22 protein-coding genes are annotated in these 23,790 nt (G+C 67.4%); 18 read left to right on the top strand and 4 right to left on the bottom strand.

Going from position 1 to position 23,790, the window contains the following annotated elements:
* Positions 1 to 18 precede the first annotated feature (18 nt).
* The 6 genes from HV786_RS15555 (at position 19) to HV786_RS15530 (ending at position 7,377) form a co-directional block, all read left to right on the top strand.
* Positions 19 to 1,200, top strand: coding sequence for an acetyl-CoA C-acyltransferase (locus HV786_RS15555; RefSeq protein ID WP_175211213.1), 1,182 nt, complete (start codon positions 19 to 21; stop codon positions 1,198 to 1,200).
* Positions 1,201 to 1,209: 9 nt separating this feature from the next.
* Positions 1,210 to 2,406, top strand: a complete 1,197-nt coding sequence (locus tag HV786_RS15550) for an acyl-CoA dehydrogenase family protein (RefSeq protein ID WP_175211211.1) — start codon at positions 1,210 to 1,212, stop codon at positions 2,404 to 2,406.
* 9 nt (positions 2,407 to 2,415) lie between these two features.
* Positions 2,416 to 3,549 (top strand): acyl-CoA dehydrogenase family protein, encoded by a 1,134-nt coding sequence (locus tag HV786_RS15545; protein WP_175211209.1) that lies wholly within the window; start codon positions 2,416 to 2,418, stop codon positions 3,547 to 3,549.
* Positions 3,550 to 3,565: 16 nt separating this feature from the next.
* The gene (locus HV786_RS15540; protein ID WP_175211207.1) at positions 3,566 to 5,506 is read left to right on the top strand and encodes an acyl-CoA synthetase; all 1,941 of its coding nucleotides are present in this window, start codon (positions 3,566 to 3,568) and stop codon (positions 5,504 to 5,506) included.
* A gap of 39 nt (positions 5,507 to 5,545) precedes the next feature.
* On the top strand, positions 5,546 to 6,529 hold the full coding sequence (locus tag HV786_RS15535; RefSeq protein ID WP_128829150.1) for a tripartite tricarboxylate transporter substrate binding protein: 984 nt from the start codon (positions 5,546 to 5,548) through the stop codon (positions 6,527 to 6,529).
* A 161-nt stretch (positions 6,530 to 6,690) separates the two neighbouring features.
* The gene (locus tag HV786_RS15530) at positions 6,691 to 7,377 is read left to right on the top strand and encodes a GntR family transcriptional regulator (protein ID WP_128829149.1); all 687 of its coding nucleotides are present in this window, start codon (positions 6,691 to 6,693) and stop codon (positions 7,375 to 7,377) included.
* A 16-nt stretch (positions 7,378 to 7,393) separates the two neighbouring features.
* Here HV786_RS15530 and HV786_RS15525 read toward each other — a convergent pair whose 3' ends face one another.
* Complete coding sequence (locus tag HV786_RS15525; RefSeq protein WP_128829148.1) at positions 7,394 to 8,266, bottom strand: LysR family transcriptional regulator; 873 nt, start codon at positions 8,264 to 8,266, stop codon at positions 7,394 to 7,396.
* A 137-nt stretch (positions 8,267 to 8,403) separates the two neighbouring features.
* Between HV786_RS15525 and HV786_RS15520 the strand changes: the two genes are divergently transcribed.
* Positions 8,404 to 9,924 carry an MFS transporter gene (locus HV786_RS15520; RefSeq protein ID WP_128829147.1) on the top strand — a complete coding sequence of 507 codons (1,521 nt, stop codon included), beginning with the start codon at positions 8,404 to 8,406 and terminating at the stop codon, positions 9,922 to 9,924.
* A 50-nt stretch (positions 9,925 to 9,974) separates the two neighbouring features.
* Here HV786_RS15520 and HV786_RS15515 read toward each other — a convergent pair whose 3' ends face one another.
* The 3 genes from HV786_RS15515 to HV786_RS15505 form a co-directional block, all read right to left on the bottom strand.
* Entirely contained in the window at positions 9,975 to 11,258 is a 1,284-nt protein-coding gene (locus tag HV786_RS15515; protein ID WP_128829146.1) for a cystathionine gamma-synthase family protein, read from the bottom strand.
* A 167-nt stretch (positions 11,259 to 11,425) separates the two neighbouring features.
* A complete protein-coding gene (locus tag HV786_RS15510; protein ID WP_128829145.1) occupies positions 11,426 to 12,025 on the bottom strand; it encodes a thiamine pyrophosphate-dependent enzyme in 600 nt (199 codons plus the stop codon).
* Positions 12,025 to 12,561 (bottom strand): thiamine pyrophosphate-binding protein, encoded by a 537-nt coding sequence (locus tag HV786_RS15505; protein WP_128829144.1) that lies wholly within the window; start codon positions 12,559 to 12,561, stop codon positions 12,025 to 12,027. The genes HV786_RS15510 and HV786_RS15505 overlap by 1 nt, the downstream gene beginning before the upstream one ends.
* A 114-nt stretch (positions 12,562 to 12,675) precedes the next feature.
* On the opposite strand from HV786_RS15505, the gene HV786_RS15500 reads away from it, so the two are divergent.
* From HV786_RS15500 to HV786_RS15450, 11 genes are all read left to right on the top strand, one after another.
* Positions 12,676 to 13,608, top strand: coding sequence for a LysR family transcriptional regulator (locus HV786_RS15500; RefSeq protein ID WP_128829143.1), 933 nt, complete (start codon positions 12,676 to 12,678; stop codon positions 13,606 to 13,608).
* Between the two features lie 117 nt (positions 13,609 to 13,725).
* Positions 13,726 to 14,421 carry an alpha/beta hydrolase gene (locus HV786_RS15495; RefSeq protein WP_252870273.1) on the top strand — a complete coding sequence of 232 codons (696 nt, stop codon included), beginning with the start codon at positions 13,726 to 13,728 and terminating at the stop codon, positions 14,419 to 14,421.
* 69 nt (positions 14,422 to 14,490) lie between these two features.
* Positions 14,491 to 15,459 carry a Bug family tripartite tricarboxylate transporter substrate binding protein gene (locus HV786_RS15490; protein ID WP_128829142.1) on the top strand — a complete coding sequence of 323 codons (969 nt, stop codon included), beginning with the start codon at positions 14,491 to 14,493 and terminating at the stop codon, positions 15,457 to 15,459.
* A gap of 38 nt (positions 15,460 to 15,497) precedes the next feature.
* Positions 15,498 to 16,454: a tripartite tricarboxylate transporter substrate binding protein gene (locus tag HV786_RS15485; RefSeq protein WP_128829141.1), complete on the top strand. Its 957-nt coding sequence runs from the start codon at positions 15,498 to 15,500 to the stop codon at positions 16,452 to 16,454.
* Between the two features lie 192 nt (positions 16,455 to 16,646).
* Positions 16,647 to 17,522, top strand: a complete 876-nt coding sequence (locus HV786_RS15480; protein WP_175211205.1) for an NAD(P)-dependent oxidoreductase — start codon at positions 16,647 to 16,649, stop codon at positions 17,520 to 17,522.
* 59 nt (positions 17,523 to 17,581) lie between these two features.
* Positions 17,582 to 18,547: a Bug family tripartite tricarboxylate transporter substrate binding protein gene (locus HV786_RS15475; protein ID WP_175211204.1), complete on the top strand. Its 966-nt coding sequence runs from the start codon at positions 17,582 to 17,584 to the stop codon at positions 18,545 to 18,547.
* Positions 18,548 to 18,583: 36 nt separating this feature from the next.
* On the top strand, positions 18,584 to 19,255 hold the full coding sequence (locus tag HV786_RS15470; protein WP_056318150.1) for an RraA family protein: 672 nt from the start codon (positions 18,584 to 18,586) through the stop codon (positions 19,253 to 19,255).
* Positions 19,256 to 19,257: 2 nt separating this feature from the next.
* A complete protein-coding gene (locus HV786_RS15465; RefSeq protein ID WP_175211202.1) occupies positions 19,258 to 20,310 on the top strand; it encodes an NAD(P)-dependent oxidoreductase in 1,053 nt (350 codons plus the stop codon).
* Positions 20,311 to 20,364: 54 nt separating this feature from the next.
* Complete coding sequence (locus HV786_RS15460) at positions 20,365 to 21,024, top strand: GntR family transcriptional regulator (protein WP_128827161.1); 660 nt, start codon at positions 20,365 to 20,367, stop codon at positions 21,022 to 21,024.
* Between the two features lie 205 nt (positions 21,025 to 21,229).
* The gene (locus HV786_RS15455) at positions 21,230 to 22,705 is read left to right on the top strand and encodes an aldehyde dehydrogenase (protein WP_128827162.1); all 1,476 of its coding nucleotides are present in this window, start codon (positions 21,230 to 21,232) and stop codon (positions 22,703 to 22,705) included.
* A 37-nt stretch (positions 22,706 to 22,742) separates the two neighbouring features.
* Positions 22,743 to 23,774: a Bug family tripartite tricarboxylate transporter substrate binding protein gene (locus HV786_RS15450; RefSeq protein WP_254599483.1), complete on the top strand. Its 1,032-nt coding sequence runs from the start codon at positions 22,743 to 22,745 to the stop codon at positions 23,772 to 23,774.
* Positions 23,775 to 23,790 lie beyond the last annotated feature (16 nt).

Genomic DNA, 23,790 nt, shown 5'->3' with positions numbered 1-23,790 from the left:
ACCTTTTAGGAACCCCGAATGCGCGAAGCCGTCATCGTTTCCACTGCCCGCACCCCCATCACCAAGGCGGGGCGCGGCGAATTCAACCTGATCGCCGGCCCCACGCTGGCCGCGCACGCCGTGCGCGCCGCCGTGGACCGCGCCGGAATCGCCCCCGCCCTGATCGAAGACGCGTTCATCGGCTGCGGCTATCCCGAAGGCGCCACCGGGCGCAACATCGGCAGACAGGCCGTCATCCGTGCCGAGCTGCCCGTCAGCGTCGGCGGCGCCACGATCAACCGCTATTGCGCGTCCGGCCTGCAGGCGATCGCCTCGGCCGCGAGCCGCATCGTGATGGATGGCGCACCCGCCGTGATCGCCGGCGGCGTGGAACTCGTATCGCAGATCCGCACGCGCGACGACGGCGTCAGCGGCATGGATCCGTGGATCGTGGCCAACAAGCCCGAGCTGTACCTGCCCATGATCGAAACCGCCGACATCGTGGCCGCGCGCTACGGCATCAGCCGCGAGGCGCAAGACCGGTTTGCGGCGCAAAGCCAGGCGCGCACCGAGGCCGCGCAGGCCGCCGGCCGCTATCGCGAGGAGATCGTTCCGGTCACGACCACCATGTCCGTCACCGACCGCGCGACAGGCGCCGTCACCGAACGCCAAGTGACGGTGGACAAGGACACCTGCAACCGCCCCGGCACCACCTACGAGGCGCTGGCCGGCCTGGCCCCCGTCCGCGGCGAGGGCCAGTTCGTCACGGCGGGCAATGCCTCGCAGCTGTCGGACGGCGCGGCGGCCTGCGTGCTGATGGAAGCAGCCGAAGCGCAGCGCGCCGGCATCCGGCCGCTGGGCGCGTTCCGCGGCCTGGCCATCGCCGGCTGCGAGCCCGACGAAATGGGCATCGGCCCGGTGTACGCGGTGCCCAAGCTGCTGGCCCGCCACGGCCTGAAGGTGCAGGACATCGACCTGTGGGAACTGAATGAGGCGTTCGCGTCGCAAGCGCTGTATTGCCAGGAAAAGCTCGGAATCCCCATGGATCGCCTGAATGTGGACGGCGGCTCCATCGCCCTGGGCCATCCCTTCGGCGTCACGGGCGCGCGGCTGGCTGGCCACGTACTGATCGAAGGCCGCCGCCGCGGCGCCCGCTACGCCGTCGTCACGATGTGCATCGGCGGCGGCATGGGCGCGGCCGGCCTGTTTGAAATCTACTGAGAGACCTGCATGGATCTGGAATTCACCCCCGAAGAAATTGCCTTCCGCGACGAGGTGCGCGCCTTCCTGGACGCCAAGCTGCCGAGGCGGCTGTCGGACAAGGTCAGCGAAGGCAAGCTGCTGACACGCGATGACATGACCGAGTGGCATGCCATCCTGAACGCGCAAGGCTGGCTGGCCACGCATTGGCCCGTGGAATACGGCGGCACGGGCTGGAGCGCGTCGCAGAAGTACATCTTCGACAACGAATGCGCGATGGCCAATGCGCCGCGCATCGTGCCCTTCGGCCTGAGCATGCTGGGACCCGTGCTGATCAAGTACGGCACCGAGGCGCAGCGCCGTTACTGGCTGCCCCGCATTTTGGATGGGTCGGACTGGTGGTGCCAGGGCTACTCGGAACCCGGCGCGGGCTCGGATCTGGCGTCGCTCAAGACCACGGCCGTGCGCGACGGCGACAGCTATGTCGTCAACGGCCAGAAGACGTGGACCACGCTGGGCCAGTACGCCAACATGATCTTCTGCCTGGTGCGCACCTCGCAGGAAGGCCGGCGACAGGAAGGCATCAGTTTCCTCTTGATCGACATGAACAGCCCGGGCATCGAAGTGCGCCCGATCATCACGCTGGACGGCGAGCACGAGGTCAACGAGGTGTTCTTCTCGGACGTGCGGGTTCCTGCCGAAAACCTGGTGGGCGAGGAAAACCGCGGCTGGACCTGCGCCAAGTACCTGCTGACCTATGAACGCACCAACATCGCGGGCGTCGGCCAATCCACGGCCGCGCTGGAACGCCTGAAGGCCGTGGCCGCGCGCCAGAAGCGGCACGGCCGCCCGCTGGCCGAAGACCCGGATTTTGCCGCGCGCCTGGCGCGCGTGGAGATCGAGCTGGCCAACATGCGCACGACCAACCTGCGGGTGGTCGCGGCGGTGGCCGGCGGCGGTGCGCCCGGCGCGGAGAGCTCGATGCTGAAGATCCGCGGCACGCAGATCCGCCAGGAGATCAGCGCCTTGAACCGCCGCGCCATGGGGCCGTACGCGCGCCCCTTCGTGCCCGAGGCGTTGCACGACGGTTACGACGCGCCCCCCATCGGCCCGGACGGCGCAAACAGCGCCGCGGCGCAGTACTTCAACAACCGCAAGCTGTCGATCTTCGGCGGCTCCAATGAAATCCAGAAGAACATCATCTCCAAGATGATCCTGGGACTGTAAGGGCTGGCCATGAATTTCGAACACACCGAAGACCGGCGCATGCTCTCGGACATGCTGCGCCGCTTTGTCGCCGAGCAATACGACTTCACCACGCGCATGCGCCACGCCGAATCGCGCGAGGGCTACAGCCCCGAGTTCTGGCGCCGCTACGCCGAGCTGGGCGCCATCGGCGCACTGTTCACCGAGGCCGATGGCGGCCTGGGCGGCGCGGGCTTCGATATCTCCGTCGTCTTCGAAGCCCTGGGGCGGGGCCTGGTGGTCGAGCCCTTCCTGGACGCCGTGATGGTCGGCAGCGCCATCGCCGCGGCGGGCTCGCCGGCGCAGCGCGAGGCGCTGGACGGCCTGATCGCCGGCAGCCTGACCGCCGCATTGGCCCACGCCGAACCGGCGTCGGGCTACGACCTGAATCAGGTGGCCACGCGCGCCGAACCCAGCCCCGACGGCTGGGTGCTGAACGGCGCCAAGGCCGTCGTCTACGCCGGCGAGCATGCCGACCTGTTCCTGGTATCGGCGCGCACGGCGGGCAATGTTGACGACGAATCGGGCATTGGCCTGTTCCTGGTGACCCGAGGCACGCCGGGCCTGGCGCTGCGGGGCTACGGACTGATCGATGGCGGCCGCGCCGCGGAACTGGTGCTGGACAACGTCAAGCTCGCCCCCGACGCCCTGCTGGGCGACGCGCAGGCCGGTCACGCGCTGCTGGAACGCGCCGTCGGCCGCGGCATCCTGGCGTTGTGCGCGGAAGCCGTGGGCGCCATGGACTGCGCGCGCGACGCCACGCTGGAATACCTGCGCACGCGCCGCCAGTTCGGCGCGCCGCTCGGCAGCTTCCAGGCCTTGCAACACCGCATGGCCGACGTGCTGCTGGAAATCGAGCAGGCGCGCTCGGCCGTCATCAACGCGGCGGCCGCCGTCGACCATCCGGATCGCGCCACGCGCGAACGCGCGCTGTCCGCGGCCAAGGTCACCATCGGCCGCATCGGCACGCTGGTGGCCGAGGAATGCATCCAGTTGCATGGCGGCATCGGCATGACGTGGGAACTGCCGCTGGCGCACTACGCCAAGCGCCTGGTCATGATCGATCACCAGCTGGGCGACGAAGACCACCACCTGCGGCGCTACATCGCGCTGGGGCAGGCATGAGCGCGCAGGCACGGCCATGATCGACTCCCCTACCTCGACCCGCGCCCGCCCCATTGCCGCACCCTTTGCCGCGCCGTTTCCCGTACGCACGGCGCAAGACGTCCAGCGGCTGCAGGCCCGGCCGCTGGCGGACACGCTGACGGTGCAAAGCACCTACGAGATCTTCTGCAACTCCGCGGCTGCATTCGGCGACAGGCGGGCGCTGACCTTCCTGCGCAGCGCCGACCCAGCTGACGATGCCATCAGCTGGACCTACCGTGAACTGCTGGCCGGCATCCACCAGACCGCCAACCTCTTGCACAGCCTGGGCATCCGCGAAGGCGACGCCGTGGGCGTGCTGCTGCCCGGCTGCCTGGAATACCACCTGGCGCTGTGGGGCGGCGAGGCCGCGGGAATCGTGCAGCCACTCAATCCCCTTCTGACCGACGACAAGCTGGCGTCCTTGATGACGACGGCGGGCGCCAAGGCGCTGATCGCCTATGGGTCCGACGTGGAATGCGGCTCGTGGTCCAAGGCGCTGCGCCTGATGGAACGCGTGCCGACCCTGAAAACGCTGCTCCGCGTGGCGCCGTGGCACGAACCCGAAGCCGACCGCCCCGCGCTGCCGGACTTCGCGCGCGACTTCAACGCGGCCCGCGCGGCCCAGCCCGCCGACCGCCTTGTCAGCGAACGCGTCATCCGCGCCAGCGATGTGGCGGCCTACTTCCATACGGGCGGCACCACGGGCGCGCCCAAGCTGGCGATCCACACGCACGCCAACCAGGTGTTTTCCGCGTGGGCGGCCGTGCAGCTGCAAAACGCGGGGCCGGGCGACGTGGTCATCAACGGCTATCCGCTCTTTCACGTGGCGGGCGTCCTGCCGGCGTCGCTGGCGGCGCTGTCGGCTGGCGTCGAAACCGTCATCCCCACCACCCTGCTGCTGCGTAACCGCGACGTGCTGCGCAACTACTGGCGTCTGGTCGAAAAGCACCGCGCCACCTCGCTGCAAGGCGTGCCGACCATCCTGGCCGCGCTGGCCGAGGTGCCGCTGGACGGCGCCGACATCTCATCGCTGCGCTACTGCCGCACGGGCGCGGCGCCCCTGCCCGCCGAGCTGGCCGCGCGCTTCAAGCGCCTGTTTGGCCTGCATGTCAGCGAAAGCCTGGGCATGACCGAGATGGCCGGCATCACGTCGATCTCGCCGCCAGGCTGCGAATTTCCAGTCAATTGCGTGGGGTTTCCGCTGCCCTACGTAGAGGTGCGCATCGTGGGGCTGGACATGCCCGCGGGCCAGCCCGCGAGCGACCTGCCGGCCGGCACGCCGGGCATGGTGCTCATCAAGGCGCCCAACGTCATCCCGGGCTTTCTGGATCCCGCAGACACCGCGCACGCCTTCACCGAGGACGGCTGGCTGATCAGCGGCGACGTCGGCTTCATGGACGCCGAGGGCCGCCTGCATCTGCAAGGGCGCGCCAAGGACCTGATTATTCGCGGCGGCCACAACATCGATCCCAAGACCATCGAAGACGCCCTGGCCACGCATCCGGCCGTGCAGCTGTGCGCGGCGGTCGGCGCCCCCGATGCCTACGCGGGCGAATTGCCGATCGCGTTCGTCACGCTGGCCGAAGGCCGCGAGGCGACCGAAGCCGAGCTGGTGGCCTACGCCGCCGCGCACGTGGACGAAGGGCCGGCACGGCCCAAGCGCGTGGTGATTCTGGACAGCATGCCCATGACCAACGTGGGCAAGATCTACAAACCCGATTTGCGCCGCCTGGCGACCGCCGTGTCGGTCGAGGCCGTGGTGGCGCGCACCCTGCAAGCGGCTGGCCGCGCCCAAGACGATCCCGTCTTTCGCGTGCTGGCCGATGCGCAACCGGATGTCGCCGTAGAAGCCGGCGCCGGTGCGCCCGCGCCGCTGATCGCCAGCCTGCGCGAGGCGCTATCCCGGCTGCCCGTCAAAGTCGACGTGCGCGATTGACTGGCATCCCATAACAACACCCACCAGGAGACAACACCCATGGCCCGACTGCCCCTGCGACGCGCTTGCCTCGCCGCCCTTACTCTCACCCTGGCAAGCGCCGCCTTGCCTTTTTCCGCCAGTGCGCAGACCGACTTTCCCACCAAACCCATCACGCTGATCGTGCCCTTCCCGGCCGGCGGCTCGACCGACCGGCATCTGCGCATCGTGGCGCAGGATGCCTCGAAGCATCTGGGCCAGCCCGTCATCGTGGAGAATCGCCCCGGCGCGGGCGGCACGCTGGGCACCGCCACCATGGCCAAGACGGCCAAGCCGGACGGCTACACGATCGCCCTGTACACGCTGGCAATGCTGCGCATGCCCTACATGCAGAAAAGCAGCTGGGATCCGATCAACGACTTCACTTTCATCCTGGGCCTGTCGGGCTACACCTTCGGCTTCACCGTCCGCTCGGATTCGCCCTACAAGACGTTCAACGAGTACATCGAGGCCGCGCGCAAGGCGCCCGGCAAGATCGACTACGGCTCAACCGGCATCGGCTCTTCGCCGCATCTGATCATCGAAGAGATCGCCATCAATGCGAACGTCAAGCTGAACCATGTGCCGTTCAAGGGCAACGCCGACATGCAGCAGGCCCTGCTGGGCGGCCACGTCATGGCGCAGAGCGACGCCACGGGCTGGGACCAGTTCGTCGATTCCGGCAAAATGCGCCTGCTGGTCACCTTTGGCGACAAGCGCACGACCCGCTGGCCCGACGTGCCCACCGCGCAGGAGCTGGGCTACAAGGTCGTGTCCACTTCCCCCTACGGTCTGGCCGGTCCCAAGGGCATGGACCCGGCGGTCGTGAAGATCCTGCATGACGCGTTCAAGAAGGCCCTCTTCGATCAGGCCAGCATGGACGTCATGAAGCAGCTCAATCAGGAGCCGGCCTATCGCAGCAGCGAGGACTACAAGGCGTGGGCGCAGGCGACCTTCGTCAAGGAAAAGGACCTGATCGAGCATTTGGGGCTGATGGCCAAATAACAGTGGGCGGACCGGGCGCCGGGGTTGGCGCCCGTTTGGGCCCGGCAGCCGGCGCGGCGTGCGGACAGATTTTGCATGCAAGAAATGTCCACCGCCGCGCCTGCCTTTTGTTAGACTGGCTGCCCGACGATTTTCCACACCGGCAGCCCCTGCCGCGCCTCATGATCCAGGACGTCCAGCCAGACCCCAGCGCCGACGACATCGCAAGGGAAGTGTCCGCCGCCATCGTGGCGCACAAGCTTCCGCCCGGCACCCGGTTGCGCGAAGAGGCCCTGGCCCGGGTCTACAAGGTCAGCCGCACCAAGATCCGCGCCGCGCTTCTGATGCTGTCCAAGGACAAGCTCATCAACATCGTGCCGGACAAGGGCGCCTTCGTCAGCAAGCCGGATGCGAACGAGGCGCGCGAGGTCTATGCGGTGCGCCGCATCCTGGAGGCCGCGCTGGCCCGCGAGTTCGTGGCGCGCGCCGGACCTGAGGATTACAAACGCATCGACGACCACCTGGCCGAGGAACGCCGCGCGCTCGACAGCGGCGACGTGCAGACGCGCAACCGCCTGCTCAGCCATTTCCACATCCTGCTTGCCGAAGCCGTCGGCAATTCCGTACTGACCGGCATGCTGCGCGAACTGTCGGCGCGCAGCGCGGTGATCACCGTGCTGTATCAGACCTCGCACGACGCCCACTGCTCGTCGCGCGAGCATCACGCCTTCATCGAGGCGGCGCGTGCCGGCGACGCCGAGCGGGCCTGCGCCCTGATGGACGAACACCTGGAGCACGTGCTGACCGCGCTGGACTTCAGCGGGGACAAGCAGGCCGGCAGCGACCTCGTCGCCGCGCTGCTGAGCTGAAGCCCTTTACGTCCCGCTATCCGGCGCGCAGCAATTGCTCCATGCGGTGCTGCAGCCAGCGCTCGGTCTCGTTGAGCACCGCCCCCTGCATCCATAGCGTGCGCACCGACAGCATGGGCAACGCCAGTTCCGCGCAGGGCACCGGCCTGAGCGTCGTGCGAAAACTCTCGTACTCCGCAATGTTCAGGGGCAGGATCGCAAAACCCAGCCCGTCGGCCACCATGCCCGCAATGCTGTAGAAGCTGTCGGTGCGCCAGACCGTCGGGCTCAGCACCATGTCCTCCACGCCTTCCATCTGCATGACCAGCTGGCGGTGACGCGCCAGATCCTCGCGCGACACCTGCGGCAGGCCGGCCAGTGGATGGCCGGACGCCACGAAGATCCCTTGCGCCACGTTGCCCAGGGATTGGTGCGCGAAGTCACTGCCGGGATCGCCCCGGTCGAAGTGGAACGCGATGCTTGCCCGGCCCTGGCGTACGTAATCGGCGACCTCGGTCGCGGTGCCGTTCAGTTGCGTCAGTTCCAGCGCGGGAAACCGTTCGGCCAGTTCCACGACCAGCGCGCCCAGCACCAGATAAGGCAAGGCTTCATCCAGCGCAATGGACAGGCGCGCCTCTTGTCCGCCAGCAAACGCCAGCGCCCGCTGCGACAACCCGCCGGCCTGGCGCAGCAGTTCCTTGGCCTCCAGCAGCATCACCTCGCCGGCCGGCGTCAGCACCGCGTTGCGGCCCGACCGATCGAACAGTCCCACCCCAAGATCCGCCTCCAGCAGCCCCACCGCCGTGCTGACCGCCGACTGCGCGCGCCCGATGCGCCGCCCCGCCGCCGAAAACGAACCCGCTTCCGCGGACGCCACGAATTGCCGTAATTGATCCAACGTCCACTGCATGGGCTGCTCCTGTTTAGCCATCTATTTTATCGATGGAATCCAACTTTTTATGGCCAATATCTAGATGGATAATGCGATCCGTGATCCCGAGCGCGCCCGCCGCGCCGGGATCATGGTTTTCAATAAGGAGTAGAACCATGCAGCGGATTCATTCGAACGCTGTCGCCGCGGCCGCCCCCGGCCGCTGGCTCGTGCTGGCCATCGTGTCCAGCGCCTTGCTGCTGATCGTCGTGGACATGACGGTCCTGTACACCGCCCTGCCCCGGCTCACCCACGAACTGGGCGTCACGGCCTCCGCCAAGCTGTGGATCGTGAACGTCTACGCGCTTGTCGTGTCGGGCCTGCTGCTGGGCATGGGCACTCTGGGCGACCGGCTTGGGCACAAGCGCCTTTTCATGATGGGGCTGGCCGTGTTCGGCGCGGCATCCCTGGCGGCCGCCTACTCGCCCGGCGCAATCGTCCTGATTGCCGCGCGCGCGTTGCTGGGCGTGGGTGCGGCGATGATGATGCCCGCCACGCTGTCCATCCTTCGGCTTGCGTTTGCCGACGAGCGCGAGCGCGCCGTCGCGATCGGCGTCTGGGCGTCGGTCGCCTCGGGCGGCGCGGCGCTGGGGCCCGTCGTGGGAGGCCTGCTGCTGGAGCATTTCTGGTGGGGTTCCGTGTTTCTCATCAATGTGCCCATCGTGCTGCTGGCGCTGCCGCTGGCGTGGCGCTTCATTCCCGCCAGCCGACCGGACGCGTCGCGCCCCTGGGATCTGGCCGGCTCGCTGCAAGTGATGGCGGGCATGGTCCTGTGCGCCTACGCGCTCAAGGAGCTGGGCCGCGCGTCGCCGTCCTGGCTGCACGCCATGCTGGCTTGCGCGGCAGGCGCCACCATGCTCGCCATCTTTGTGCGGCGGCAGCGGCGTCGTCCCTACCCGCTGATCGACTTCGCGATCTTCCGCAATGCATCCTTCAGCTCTGCCGTCGCGGCGGCGCTGTTTGCCGCAGCGGCACTATTGGGCATGGAACTCGTGTTCAGCCAGCGGCTGCAACTGGTGCTGGGCATGTCGCCCATCCAGTCCGCGCTCTTCATCCTGCCGCTGCCGCTGGCCGCGTTTGTGGCCGGGCCGCTGGCCGGCCTGCTGCTAGGCCGCATCGGCAGCCGGCGCCTGCTGTTCCTGGCGCTGCTGGTGTCGGGCCTGGGCATGGGCGGCTATCTGCTGACCTACGACGGGGCCGTGATGCCGCAGATGATCAGCCTGTGCGTGCTGGGCCTTGGCATCGGCGCCACCATGACGGCTGCCTCCAGCACCATCATGCAAAGCGCCACCCCCGAGCGCGCCGGCATGGCCGCGTCGATCGAGGAAGTGTCTTACGAGCTGGGCGGCGCGCTGGGCGTGACCTTGATGGGCTCGATCCTGTCTGGCGTCTACGCGCAGTCGCTTTCCGTGCCCGCGGGCGTGACGGCCACCGGCGCGGCGCGCGACAGCCTGGACGAAGCGCTCATCGTGGCCGACAGCCTGCCCGCGGACTTGGCGGCGACGCTGACCTCGCTGGCCCGAAGCGCCTTCGAGACCGGCTACGCCGCGGTGATCGCCACCGCCACGATCATGCTGCTGGGCACGGCCGCGTTCGTGCTGCTGAACCGCGCCCGGCGGACAGCGCAACCGGGCTGAAAGTGCGCCGGCCCGGCCGCAACGTCTGCACACCGCCCGGCCCGCACCGCTCAGCTGTTGCGGAACGCGTGATCCAGGTCAGCGATCAGGTCTTCCTCGTGTTCCAGGCCGATCGACACCCGGATCAGCCCTTCGGACACCCCCGCCGCATCGCGCTCCTCGGCGGGCACGCCGGAATGCGTCGTCGATGCGGGGTGGCACACCAGCGTTTCCGTGCCGCCCAGGCTCACGGCCGAGCGGAACAGATGCAGGGCATTGATGAACCGGAACGCGCGCTCGCGGCCGCCTTCCAGCACGAAGGCGAAGGTCGAACCCGGTCCGGTGCACTGGCGCTTGTAGACCTCCTGATAGGCGCGATCCGCAATCAGTTCAGGGTGGAACACCTGCACCTTTTCGTACGGATTTTCCGCCAGCCACTGCGCGACGCGCGTCGCCGTGCGCGCCGCCTGCTTCATGCGGAGCACCACCGTTTCCATCGACCGCGTGATCATCCAGCACGAATGCGGGTCCAGTTGCGAGCCGAAGGCGCTGCGGATGGCGCGCACCTTCTTGATGAGCGCCTTGCTGCCGGTGACCGCCCCCGCCACCAGATCGCTGTGGCCGCCGACATACTTGGTCAGTGAGTACACCGACAGGTCCACCCCGTGTTCCGCCGGCTTCTGAAAGATGGGCCCCAGCAGCGTGTTGTCGCATACCGATATCGGCCGGTAACCATGCCGCGTTTCGAACGCATCCAGCTCGTTCTTCATTGCCTCGAAGTCGAACAGCGCATTGGTCGGATTGGCGGGCGTCTCGACATAAAAAAGCTTGACCGGACCCTTCTCGGCAGCCGCTTCCAGCGCCATGCGCATGCTGCGCGGCGACAACCCGTCCGCGACCGGATGCGAACCAATGCCCCACTCCGGAAAGATCTTGCCGATCAGCGTCTCGGTGCCGCCATAGAGCGGCACCGACTGCACCAACTGGTCGCCAGGCCGCAGAAAGGCCATCAACACCGCGCTGATCGCGGACATGCCGCTGGACGTGACCGCCGCGTCCTGCGAGCCGTCCAGCAGCGACAGCCGGTCCTCCACGATCTCCAGGTTCGGGTGATTGAACCGGCTATACACCAGCCCCGCTGTCTCGCCCTGCGGCAAGGGCTTGCGGCCCGACACCAGGTCAAAGAACGCCGCGCCGTCCTCGGCCGTGCGGAACGCAAACGTGGACGTCAGAAACACCGGCGGCTTGACCGCCCCCTCGGACAGATAGGGATCGTAGCCATAGGACATCATCTGGGTTTCGGCATGCAGGGGACGGCCGAAGATGTCCTTCTTGTGGTAGCTCGAGTACGTCATGGTGTGCCTCTTTCTGGTGTTCCAGCCAAGCGGGCAGGCGCGTCACGCATCTTCAGACGATAACGCCGGGCCGCGAGCGAAACATTGCAGGTTGTGACCCGCACCAGATCAGAGGAGCCCCGGCGCCGCGAGCGGCGCCGAGGTGGCATTCAACCAAGCGCCCGCAGTCAGAACGGCTGCAGGCCAAGCGCGGCTCGAAACCGGTTCTTCACGTGCACGCCGTCGCGGGGCGGTAGCGCGCGGGGCGGCTCGTCGGGGCTGATGAACGCCTGCACGAACGTAACGCCGCGCCGCGCCCGCACGCGCTCGGCGACTTCCCCCGCCTGGCCGGTTTCGCGGACGCTGAACGCCTCCCGGATGCCGAACCCGCGCGCCACCGCCACGAGGTCCGTGCCCAGGCTGGTGTGGCTGCGCTGCATGCCGGTCTCGCCAAAATGCCCGTTATCCAGCACCAGGATGGTCAGGTTTGGGGGCTGCTTGGCACCGATGGTGCCCAAGGTGCCCACGCCCATCAACTGTTCGCCGTCGCCGGTGATGACGAGCACCGCGCGCTCGGGTTGCGCCAGCGCCAATCCGAGCCCCAGGGCCGCCGCTCCGCCCATCGCGCCCCATAGATAGAAGTTATGGTCGCGGTCGCCCGCGGCGAACACGTCGTAGGACGGCGATCCCAGCCCCGAGATGACGAGCGCATCGGGCGTGGCGGCGATCAGTTGCGACACGAAGGCGCGACGCTCGACGGCGCCTTGTGGATTCAGGTTCGTCGACATCAGTTGCGCTCCCACTTCTTACGTCCGATCAAGGTCTGCGACAGCAGCACGGCCACCTGTTCGCCCGCGAGAAACGCCGAATCCAGCGCTGCGCCAACGATCTCTCCCACCTCGTCGGGGTCGGATGCCCGCAGCACCGTGATGCCCATCAATTCCAGCGCCTGCTGCGTGGTCCGGCCCATCGGCCCTTGCCACGGATTGAACTCGGCGTATTCGCCGCGCATCGTCACCAGCGTCAGGAACGGGAAGTTGCAACTGCGCAGCAGCGAGAACATGTTCACGCAGTTGCCCACCCCGCTGCTCTGCATCAGTAGCGCGGCGCGCTGGCCGCCCAGCCAGGCGCCGCTGACGACCGCGACTCCCTCTTCTTCCGTGGTCAGGACCACGTCGTTGATGTCCGGATCCTGCTGCGCCTGCCGGATCGCGTAGGCATGGCCCGCGTCGGGGACGTAGGCGATCTGGCGGATGCCGCCGGCTTTCAGCGCGTCGAACACGGCTTGTTGCCAGGCGGGCGCCTCGGTGGTCGTTGAAGTCATGGTGGGTTTCCCTGTGGCTGAAGTGCTGCGATCCATCTTATATCGCTATAGAATTGCCAACTAAATAGAATTTGCTGATGGATTTAATCACTCATCCGCATACCCGGAGCGCCAATGGACCTGAAGCAACTCAAGGCATTCGTGACCGTGGCCGAAACGGGCAGCGTGACCAGCGCCGCCCGCCTGCTGAACATCGTGCAGCCGGCGGTTTCACGGCAATTGAAGCTGCTGGAAGACGATATCGGCACGCCGCTCTTCACCCGCGGCCGCCTCGGCATGGAACTGACCGACGCCGGCAAGACGCTGGAGGACTACGCGCGGCGCGCCTTGAACGAGCTGGACCGCGCTCGCGCCGAGATCCGGCCGTCCAGCGGCACGGTGGGCGGCATCGTCACCGTGGGCCTCTTGCCCAGCACGGCCGACATGCTGTCCAGCGCGCTGCTGTCTGCCGGGGCGGCCCACTATCCCGGCATCCGCTTGCGGTTTACGGCGGGGTACGCCGGGCACCTGCAGTCGTGGCTGGAAACCGGCGACGTGGACATCGCGCTGCTGTACGACTCCAAGCCGAATCCCGCACTGAAATTCCGCACCTTGCTGGAAGAGAGCCTGTGGTTCGTGGGCCCGCCGGACAGCGGACTCGACACCCGCACGCCTGTCCGCATGGCCGACATCATCGGGCGGCCCCTGGTGTTGCCGGGCGCGCCGCATGGGCTGCGATCGCTAGTCGAGCAGGCCGCGCGCACGCAAGAGACCGAGCTTCACATCGTGGCCGAGACAAATGCGATGAGCGTGCAGAAGCGCCTGGTGCTGGACGGCCACGGCTACACCATCCTGCCCTCGATCGCCGTGGCCGACGACGTGGATCGCGCAATCCTGGCCGCTGCCCCGGTCGTGGATCCGTTGCTGGTGCGGCGCATCGTGCTGGCGCAACCCGCCACCCGTCCCATCGCCAATTCCGTGCATTGCGTCATGAACGAGCTGATCCAATGCGCGCGCGAAGCGGTGCGCAATGCACGCTGGCCGTCCGCCCGCTGGTTGGCCAAGTAGCCCCCGCGCGCCGACCGCGTCATCTCCCGCCGTGATGAATTCCATCACGAAATTCTATTTATTCGGCTTTTTCATAACGGATTAATCTGGGGCACCTGACAGCGCTTTCTGGCCGACATGCCCCACCTGTTTGATACCAAACTCCCCGCCGGCGCAAGTACGGAAACACGGCTGATCCCCGGTCCGGCCGGTCCGTTGGAGTTGCTGATCGACCGCCCCGCCACGCCGCACATTGGGGTGGCCATCGTCACCCATCCGCAACCGCTGTTGGGCGGCACGCCTCGCCACAAGATCCCGCACAGACTGGCGCACGGCGTCCGGGATGCGGGATGGATCGCGATACGGCCTAGTTTTCGGGGCGTGGGCGCCAGCGCCGGCGTGTATGACCATGGCCTGGGCGAATCCGAAGACATTCTCGCCGTCGTGCATGCCGTGCGTGCCGAGGCCCCCAATACGCCGCTGGCGCTGATTGGCTTTTCATTTGGCGCGTATGCCCTGGCCCTCGCGATTCGCGCGCTAACCGACCAGGACGCCGCGCCTGAAGCCGCCATCCTGGCCGGGCTGCCGGTTGGCGCCGTCGAGGGCGACCGGGTCTACGACACGCCTTCCTTGCCCGCCGGCGTAGTGCTGATCCATGGCGAATCGGACACGCAGGCGCCCTTGCAGCCGCTGCTGGCGTGGACGCGGCCGACCTCCCATCCGATCATCGTCGTCCCCGGCGCGGATCACTTTTTCAACCATTCGCAGGACCTGCTGCTTTCCCTCGTCCTTGCGCATCTTCCCAAGGAGGCCGCCAAGGCTCGTACAGATTGATCGCGGCGCCTTTTCACACCTCCCCGAAACGCCGTCGAGCAAGAGGGAGGGTTCAACAAGGAGACAGACATGCGCTTTCCAATCAAGCGTTGGGCGTGCGGCGCCCTCGCATTTGCGTTCAGCGCGGCCGTCATGGCGGCCGCGCCGTATCCGGATAAACCGATACGCCTCATCGTGCCCTGGCCCGCGGGCGGCTCGGCGGACACGATCGGCCGCTCGCTGGGCGATGCCTTGGGCAGGCGTCTGAATGCGACGGTCGTGGTCGAAAACGTGGCGGGCGCTTCCGGCACCATCGCGACCACCCAATTCGCCCGCGCCGCGCCGGACGGCTACACCCTACTGCTGGCCAGCAGCTCGGCCAACGTCTCGGCGCCCAATCTATACGCCAAGGTGCATTTCGACCCGATCAAGGACTTCACGCCGATCGGTGAAGTCGCGCTGGTGCCCAGCGTGCTCATCGTCTCCGAGAACTCGCCGTTCAAGCGTCCGACCGACATCATCGCCGCGGCACGCAAGCAGCCCGGCAAACTGACCTACGGCTCTGGCGGCACCGGCAACTCGGGGCATCTGTCCGGCCAACTCTTCCGCACGATCAACAAGATCGAGGTCACGCATGTGCCCTACAAGGGCAACAACCCTGCCTTGACGGACCTGATGGGCGGGCGGCTCGACTACATGTTCGACAACGGCGCGATCGGGCACATCCAGAGCCAGCGCGTCCGCGCGTTGGCCGTTGCCGCCGACGCCCGGCTCAAGGCCATTCCCGACGTGCCGACGTTCGAGGAACTGGGCATGGCGGGCATGCAACTGACGACGTGGTTCGGCCTGGCGGCGCCGGCCGGCACGCCCGCGCCCATTGTGGACAAGCTGAGCAGCGCTTTGAACGCCGTGATGACCGATCCCGCCTATTCGCAACGGCTGATCGCAATGGGTGCCGAATTGCACCAAAGCACGCCTGCGGCATTCACGGCCTTCTGGGCAGAGGAACTGGACCGCTACCGCCAGCTCATCCAGTCCGCAGGCATCCAGGTCAATTGACGCGCAAAAGCGCACGACAGCCCATCAAGGAGACAGGCATGAAGGCAACTGCATTTCAACGGATTCTCGTGGCCGGGGCGCTGGCCCTGGCGGCCAGCGTGGCGCATGCCGCGTGGCCCGACGATCGTCCGATCGAACTGGTGGTGGGATTCGCGCCCGGCGGCGGCACGGACGTCATGGCGCGGCTGGTGGCCCAGCACATGGAGAAGCGCCTGGGCGACAAGGCGCGGATCATCGTCATCAACAAGCCGGGCGCGGGCGGAGAAATTGCGGTGCGCTACGTTGCCGCCGCCAAGCCGGACGGCTACACGCTGGGCATGATCAACGCCCCTGGCTTCGTGTATCTGCCGGTCAGCAAGGGCGCGAAGTACAAGCCCGAGGACATCCGGCTCATCGCCCGTCTGGTCGACGACCCGCTGCTCTTCATCAAGCGGCGCGGCTCGAAAGCCCCGGACGACCTGCCGGCACTCGTCGCAAAGCTGAAGCAGTCGCCCGAATCGCTGTCCTTCGGGCACAGCGGCGACGGCACGACCGGACATCTGGCCCTGATGGACATGGAGCGCAGCCAGAACGTGCGGGGCACGAGCGTGCCGTTCAAGGGCGGCGGCGATATCCGTCTGGGGATCCTGGGCGATCACATCGACTACGGCTTGATCACCGTGAGCGAAGTGCCGGAACTGGTTGACCCTAAAGGCCCCTTCGAGGCCATCGCCATCGCCAGCGACAAGCGCCACAACACCATTCCCACCGCGACGGAATTCGGGGTGACGCTGCGATATTCGTCCGAGCGCGGCATGGGCGGCCCGGCGACCTTGCCGGACGCCATCCGCGACCAGCTGGAGCAGGCGCTTCAAGACACGCTGAAGGATCCTGCCTTTCTGGCGGCATCGGGACGCGATGCCGCCGTGCTGGCCTTTCAGCCGGGCGAGGAATGGAGGGCAAGCCTGGCCCGGCAGACACGCGCCTTTCAGGAAGAAGCGGGCACGAAAAAGTAGGCGCCTGATGCCGGGCAGCGCTTGCGCCGCTGCCCGGCATCAACCTTCCGGACGCCGCTTGTGATGCGTCTTTTAGCTCTTATTGTTTTTTTTATGTACTTTAATTAAACAAAACCTAGGGCAAACCCACCCTTTCTATGCGAAAGCAGCCGGTCTATAAACACATATTGTTTTTTTTATGTGTTTTCCAAGATGAAAATTGCACTCATTGGATGCGGCGAAGTCGGACATTGCTACGCCCGCGCCTGGACGGCCGCCGGACATCGCATCGTCGGCATCTGCGACCTGCGTTCGGACGCCGACATGGCGGACCGCGCAAAGGCCGCCGCGGCAGCCTTGCATGCCGAACCGGGCGCGTGGCTCGCGGAAGCCGACGTCGTTGTTTCCGCCGTGTACGGCTACAACGCCGCCGAGGTCGCGGCCCAGGCGCTACCGCATATGCGCGCCGATGCGGTTTACGCTGACTTCACCACCGCCAGCGCTCCCGACATGCAGAAAGCCGCCGCCGCGGCTGCCGCGCACGGCATTGCTTTCATGGACGTCGCCATCATGGGCGCCATCGCCCTGCTTGGCGAAAAGACGCCGCTGCTGTGCGCCGGCGATGGCGCGGCGGTTGTAACGGAGCTGGGCGAAAGCGCGGGCGCGACGGTCCGGATCATCGAAGGAAAGCCCGGCGATGCGGTGCGCCTGAAGCTCCTGCGCAGCATCATGACCAAGGGCATGGAAAGCCTGGCGGTCGAATGCCTGGTGGCGGCCGAACGCATGGGCCTGCGCGACTCGCTGTACGAAGTGCTGGCCGACATCGACCGCACGCCGCTGACGGCGTTCATGGATTCGTTCGTGCGCTCGCACGTGCTGCATGCGCCGCGCCGCCTGGCCGAGGTGCGCGAAGCGCGCGACCAGTTGCATGAAGCGGGCCTGGAGCCGTTGGCGCTCAATGGCGTGGAGGCGCTCTTTGCCCGGTCCGCCCGCGGCATCGAGGCCGCGCGCGCGAACGGTGAGCCCCCGGCCGCCGACACGGTCCAGGCGCGCCTTGCCTGGCTGACCACGCTGGCCCGCCAGTCCTGACACCCCACCGCGCCCCAGAGCGCGGACCGAATCCGCAATAACACTTAGTGAGGAAGACAATGAAACTGTTCAAGAAACTGCTGGCCGCATCCCTGGTGCTGGGCTGCGCCGCGGCGCAGGCCGCCGACCTGGGCTCGGCGCCGATCACCCTGATCTCGCCCTTCCCGCCCGGCGGCGGCACCGACACGCTGACGCGCATGATCGGCAGCGCGATCAGCCAGGACGCCGGCTGGAACATCGTGGTCGAGAACAAGCCCGGCGCCGGCGGCAACCTGGCGCTGGACGCCACGGCCCGCGCCCGCCCGGACGGCCACACGCTCGTCATGGTGCAGACCGACAACATCGTGCTGAACCCGTGGCTCTACAGCAAGCTCAGCTACGACACCTTCAAGGACTTCAAGCCGGTGGGCCCCGTGGCCTCTTCGCCCAGCGTCTTCGTCGTGCTGCCCGACTCGCCCTTCAAGTCGCTCGGCGACGTCGTGAAGGCCGCCCAGGCCAAGCCCAACCTGGTTTCGCTGGGTATCCCCGGCATCGGCGGCACCGGTGACCTGACCGGCTATCTGTGGCGCAAGGCGGCCAAGATGGAACTGATGCACGTGCCCTACCGTGGCTGGAGCCAGGCCTTCCCCGATCTGGCCAGCGGCCGGATCGACATGTACGTCGGCTCGGTGGCGTCGCTGCTGCCGCAGATCCGCGGCGGCAAGGTGCGCGCGCTGGGCGTGGTCGCCAATGAGCGTTCGCCCGCCCTGCCGGACGTGCCCACCTTCCCGGAAAGCGGCTTTCCGACCATCAACCAATCGATCTGGTGGGGCCTGATGGCGCCGGGCAAGACGCCCGACGACGTCGTCGCCGCGCTGAACACCGAAATGCAGAAGGTGCAATCCAACCCCGAATTGATCAAGAAGCTTGAAGAGGCCGGCTACAGCGTCCTGAAGGGCTCGCCCGAGGACCTGGCGCGCCGCCACCGCGCCGATCACGACGCCTTCGGCAAGGTCGTGCAAGAAGCCGGCATTCCGAAGCAGTAAGCCCCACACGTATCCATCCAGCGATCAGGAGCAGAGATGACAGGTTTTGAAATCCACGCCCGCCAGCGCGCGGTCAGCAAAGAACTCGTCGAGAAATTCCGGCAGGTGCCGGTGGCCAACGTCAGCGACTGCATGTCGCGCATGACGGCCGGCGGCGCTCGCCTGCGTCCCATGCACGACGGCACTCCGCTGGCCGGCCCCGCCCTTACGGTGCGCACACGTCCCGGCGACAACCTGCTGGTGCACAAGGCGCTCAGCCTGGCGCAGCCGGGCGACGTCATCGTGGTCGATGCCGGCGGCGACCTGACCAACGCGATCATCGGCGAGATCATGACCACCTATGCCGAGTCGCGCGGCATCGCGGGCATCATCATCAATGGCGCCATCCGCGACTGCGGCACCATCCGCCGCAGCGCCTTCCCCGTCTATGCGGCGGGCGTCACCCACCGCGGGCCGTACAAGGACGGACCGGGCGAGATCAACTGCGTTGTCGCGCTGGACGGCATGACCATCGCGCCGGGCGACCTGATCCTGGGTGACGACGACGGACTGCTCGCGGTGCCGTACGAACAGGCCGAAGCCATCTATCAAGCGGCAGCGGCAAAGCACGACGTGGAAACCAAGATGCTGGCCGATATTGCCGCGGGCACGCTCGACACGTCGTGGATCGACGCCCGCCTGCGCTCGCTGGGTTGCACGGGAGTCTAGCCATGCGCGATGCGGCAGTCAGCACGCCCGATCTGCGCGTCGTGCGCCTGGATCTGTGGATCGATCCCGCATTTGACGAGGCGATCGCGCGGGACGCCACGCTGGACCTGCGCGTGCTGCCGGCGCAAGGTGACGCGGTGACCGCGGCCGGCTTGGCCGGCGCCCACGCCTACCACGTCAGCGCGGCCAAGGACGAAGTCCCCGCGCGGTGGCAGGTGTCCGCCGACCTTTTGGCCCAGTGCCCCCAGCTGCTGTGCGTATCGTCCGGCGGCGCCGGTTACGACACGGTCGACGTGGCCGCCTGCACCCGCGCGGGCGTGGCCGTGGTGAACCAGGCCGGCGCCAACGCCGCGTCGGTGGCCGAGATGACCTTCGCCCTGCTGTTGTCGCTGGTCAAGCGGTTGGGCGAGTCGGAAGCCGCGCTCAGGGCGGGCACCGCTGTCAGCCGCGAGGCGCTGATGGGCCGCGAGATCGAAGGCCGCGCGATCGGCATTGTCGGCATCGGCGAGATCGGGCGCCGCGTCGCCCGTATCGCGGCGGGATTCGGGTTGAAGGTCATTGCCTACGATCCGCTGCTGGCCGACGCGCAGATCGCCGAACGCGGCGCCGCGCCTGTCAGCTTTGATGCGCTGCTGGAACAGGCCGACATCGTCAGCCTGCACTGCCCGCTGAACGCCGTTACGCGCGGAATGTTCGGCGCGGCCGCGCTGCGCCGGATGAAACGCGGCGCGCTGTTCGTCTCCACCGCGCGCGGCGGCATTCATGACGAGGACGCGCTGCTTGCCGCGCTTGAGTCCGGCCATCTTGCCGGCGCGGGCCTGGACGTCTGGCAGGTGGAGCCGCCCCCGCCGCGCAGCGGCCTTTTGCAACGCCGCGACGTGGCCGCCGCGTTTCACACGGGCGGCGTCACGCACGAAGGCCGCCGCAAGGTGGCGCAGGGCTCGGCCACGCAGATCATCGACATGCTGGCCGGACGCAAGCCCGCTCGCCTGCTAAACCCCGAGGTCTGGCCGCGCTTTCTGGCGCGTCTGGCCGAGCACGGGGTGAAGGTGTAGCGTCCGCCGTTGGTATAGTCGCAGCTTTGAAAACCGGGAAGAGCCAGCCTCCTCATGTCGAGCGCCAGTGATTACGTCTACGGCGAATTGCGCCGCCGCCTGATGGCCGGATCGTTCCTGCCCGGCGAGCCGCTGCGCGAGGAACACATCGCCACCCAGCTCTCGGTCAGCCGAACGCCCGTGCGCAACGCGATCGAACGCCTGATCGCGGACGGCCTGGTCACCCGCGAAGGCCGGCGCGGCGCGGTCGTGCTGGGCTGGCAGGACCGCGACATCGACGAAGCCTTCGAGCTGCGCATGCTGCTCGAACCCTACGCCGCCAAGACCGCCGCCGAGCGCGCCACGCCCGAGCAGATCGCCGAGCTGGAACGCATCAACCAGTGCATGCTCGACGCGGTCAACTCCGGCGCGCCCGACCACGTCGCCCAGGTCCAGCACTACAACAACCTGTTCCACCACGCCCTGCTCGAGGCCGCGCAGTCCGCACGCGTGCGCTCCCTGGTCGAGAACCTGCTGGACATGCCGATCATCATCGGCTCGTTCTATTTCTACGGCCGCGAAGACATGCTGCGCAGCGTGGAACACCACCGCCAGATCATCGCCGCGATCCGCGCGCGCGACCCCGAATGCGCGCAGATCGCGGTGCGCTTTCACCTGGCGTCAACGCATCTTCTGTTCCGCTCGCACCGGAAGGACAGGAAGACGGGCGGGTAGGCCCTCCCCCCTTTTTGGGGCCTATCCATCCCGCACCGCAGCGCGGCGCTCACGTCGCGTATCGCTATCACAGAATTCGTGATTCCGTATTGGACGCGCGCAGGGCGCGGCCCCAGACTTTGCGCATGGCACGTAGCGGCAAGCCCCGGCAGGGCCGCCTCCGCTGCACAACAACAATCCGCCATGCCAACTGGAGACCGCGCCCATGCAGCGTTATGGCTTGTTCATCAATGGTCAGAGCGTCCCGCCCGCGCAGGGACGCATGATCGCCGCCCACAACCCGTATACCGGCCAAGCGTGGGCCGAAATCCCCGATGCGTGTGCCCAGGACGTCGACCGCGCCGTCAAGGCCGCCGAGCACGCCTTCGAGACAACCTGGCGTCACACGCCCGGCATCAAACGCGCGCAGTGCATGCTGCGCCTTGCCGAACTGATCGAACAGAACGCCGACCGGATGGCGCGCATCGAATCCACCGACAACGGCAAGATCATCCGCGAGACCCGGCCCCAGATGGTGTGGGTGGGGCGGCAGCTACGCTACTACGCCGGCTATGCCGACAAGCTTTATGGCCAGCAGATTCCGCTGGACCAGCCCGACACGCTGGACTACCTGAGCCTGGAACCCTACGGCGTGGCGGCGTTGATCACTGCCTGGAATTCGCCCCTGGCCCTGCTGGCCAACAAGCTGGCGCCCGCGCTGGCCGCCGGCAACTGCGTGGTGGTCAAGCCCAGCGAACACGCGTCGGCCTCAACGCTGGAGTTTGCCAGCCTGGTGCAGGCGGCCGGGTTCCCAGATGGCGTCTTCAACGTGGTCACCGGCGGCGCCGAAACCGGCCGTGCGTTGGTGGACCACCCCGGCGTCGCGCTCATCAGCTTTACCGGCAGCCCGGGCGTGGGCGCCGAGATCGCCTCGATGGCCGGCCGCCGCCTGACGCCGGTCAAGCTGGAATTGGGCGGCAAATCGCCGAACATCATCTTCGAGGACGCCGACCTGGACAAGGCCATCGTGGGCGCACTCGCTGGCATCTTCGGCGCGACGGGCCAGACCTGCGTGGCCGGCTCGCGGCTGCTGGTGCAGCGCAGCGTGATGGACCGCGTCCTGCCGCCACTGGTCGAACGGGCGCGCAAGATCAGATTGGGCAATCCGCTGGATACGGCCACCGAAATGGGCACCGTCGCCAACCGGCCGCAATTTGAACGCATCCTGGCCACCATCGATCGCGCGCAAGGCTCCGGCGCCAAGCTGGCATGCGGCGGCAGGCGAGCCGAGGGGCCGGGCCTTGAACGCGGCTATTTCATCGAGCCGACCATTTTCTCGGGTGTGGACAACAGCAGCGAACTGGCGCAGGAGGAAATCTTCGGGCCGGTGCTGGCCGTCATTGCCTTCGATACCGAGCAAGAGGCCATCGAGATCGCCAACGGCACGCGATATGGCCTGGCAGCCGGCCTCTGGACGCGCGACCTGAACCGCGCGATGCGGGTGTCGCGGGCGATGCGCGCGGGTTCGGTGTGGATCAACACCTACCGCGCCATCGCCGCCCAGGCGCCGTTCGGCGGCTTCAAGCAGTCGGGCATTGGCCGCGAGCGCGGTGAAGCCGGTCTGCGCGAGTTCCTGGTCACGCGCAACGTCATGATCGATTTTTCCGAAGCGGTCCGAGACCCCTTCGCCATTCGGACCTGAGCCGCTCGAGCCAGGCCAACCTGCCAAAGGAAGAGACATGAACGAACGAAAACTGGCGCCTCGGCCAGCGAGGCGGCGCGTCCTGCGCACCGCGCTGGCCGCGATGGCCGCAGCAGCGGTCCTGCCGATGTGGCCCACCGCGCAGGCGGCGTCCGCATGGCCCACGCAGCCGATCCGCATGGTGGTGCCGTTTCCGCCCGGCGGATCGGTGGATACGGTCGCACGCACGCTGGGCCAGGCGCTGCAGGACGCGCTGGGCCAGCCCGTCATCATCGAGAACAAGCCGGGCGCCAGCAGCGTGCTGGGCGCCCGCTACGTCAAGCAGGCCGAGCCGGACGGCTACACGCTGCTGTTGAACGCGTCGTTGCAGGTGGCCAACCCCCTGCTGCTGGATACCGTCACCTACGACGCGCTCAAAGACTTCGCCCCCATCACCGAGATCGGCGCCCAGCCCCAGCTCGTGCTGGTGCGCAAGGACAGTCCGTATCAGACCCTCAAGGATCTGGTGGCCGGCGCCAAGGCCAATCCGGGCGAACTGACATGGGCCATCGCGGCCTACGGCGCGGCCGGCCATCTGGCCTGCGAACTGGTCAACGAACAGGCCGGCGTGAAGATGGAAGTGATTCCCTACCGCGGCGGCGGCCCGGCGCTCGTCGATCTGATGGGCGGCCAGGTCACGGCCATGACTGAGCCCATGGCCTCGGCCTACCCGCACGTCAAGGACGGCAAGCTGCGCGCGTTGGCCGTGACCAGCAGCCAGCGCGTCGCGGCGATTCCCGATATTCCCACCGTGGCCGAGGCGGGCTACGCCGGCTTCGACATGCCCAGCTGGTACGGCATATGGGCGCCCGCGGGCACGCCGCAGGCAGTCATCGACAAGGTTTACGCCGCCACGCAGCAGGCGCTGCAGAACCCGGCCGTCAAGGCAAAGCTCGAGGCGCTGTCCTTCATCCCGGTGGGCTCCAGCCCGCAGGAATTCGCCGCGTTCCAGGCCAACGAATACAAGACCTACGAAAAAGTCATCAAGGCCATCAAGGCCCGGGGCGCCAACGCCGCGCCGCGCACCTGACACTCAAGGAGACATT

Origin of the sequence: Achromobacter mucicolens (assembly GCF_902859725.1) — a bacterium.
In the GTDB taxonomy this organism is placed as follows: Bacteria; Pseudomonadota; Gammaproteobacteria; order Burkholderiales; family Burkholderiaceae_B; genus Achromobacter; species Achromobacter mucicolens.
Note: the sequence above shows the minus strand (reverse complement) of the source record. Positions and strands in the feature narration are given on the sequence as shown.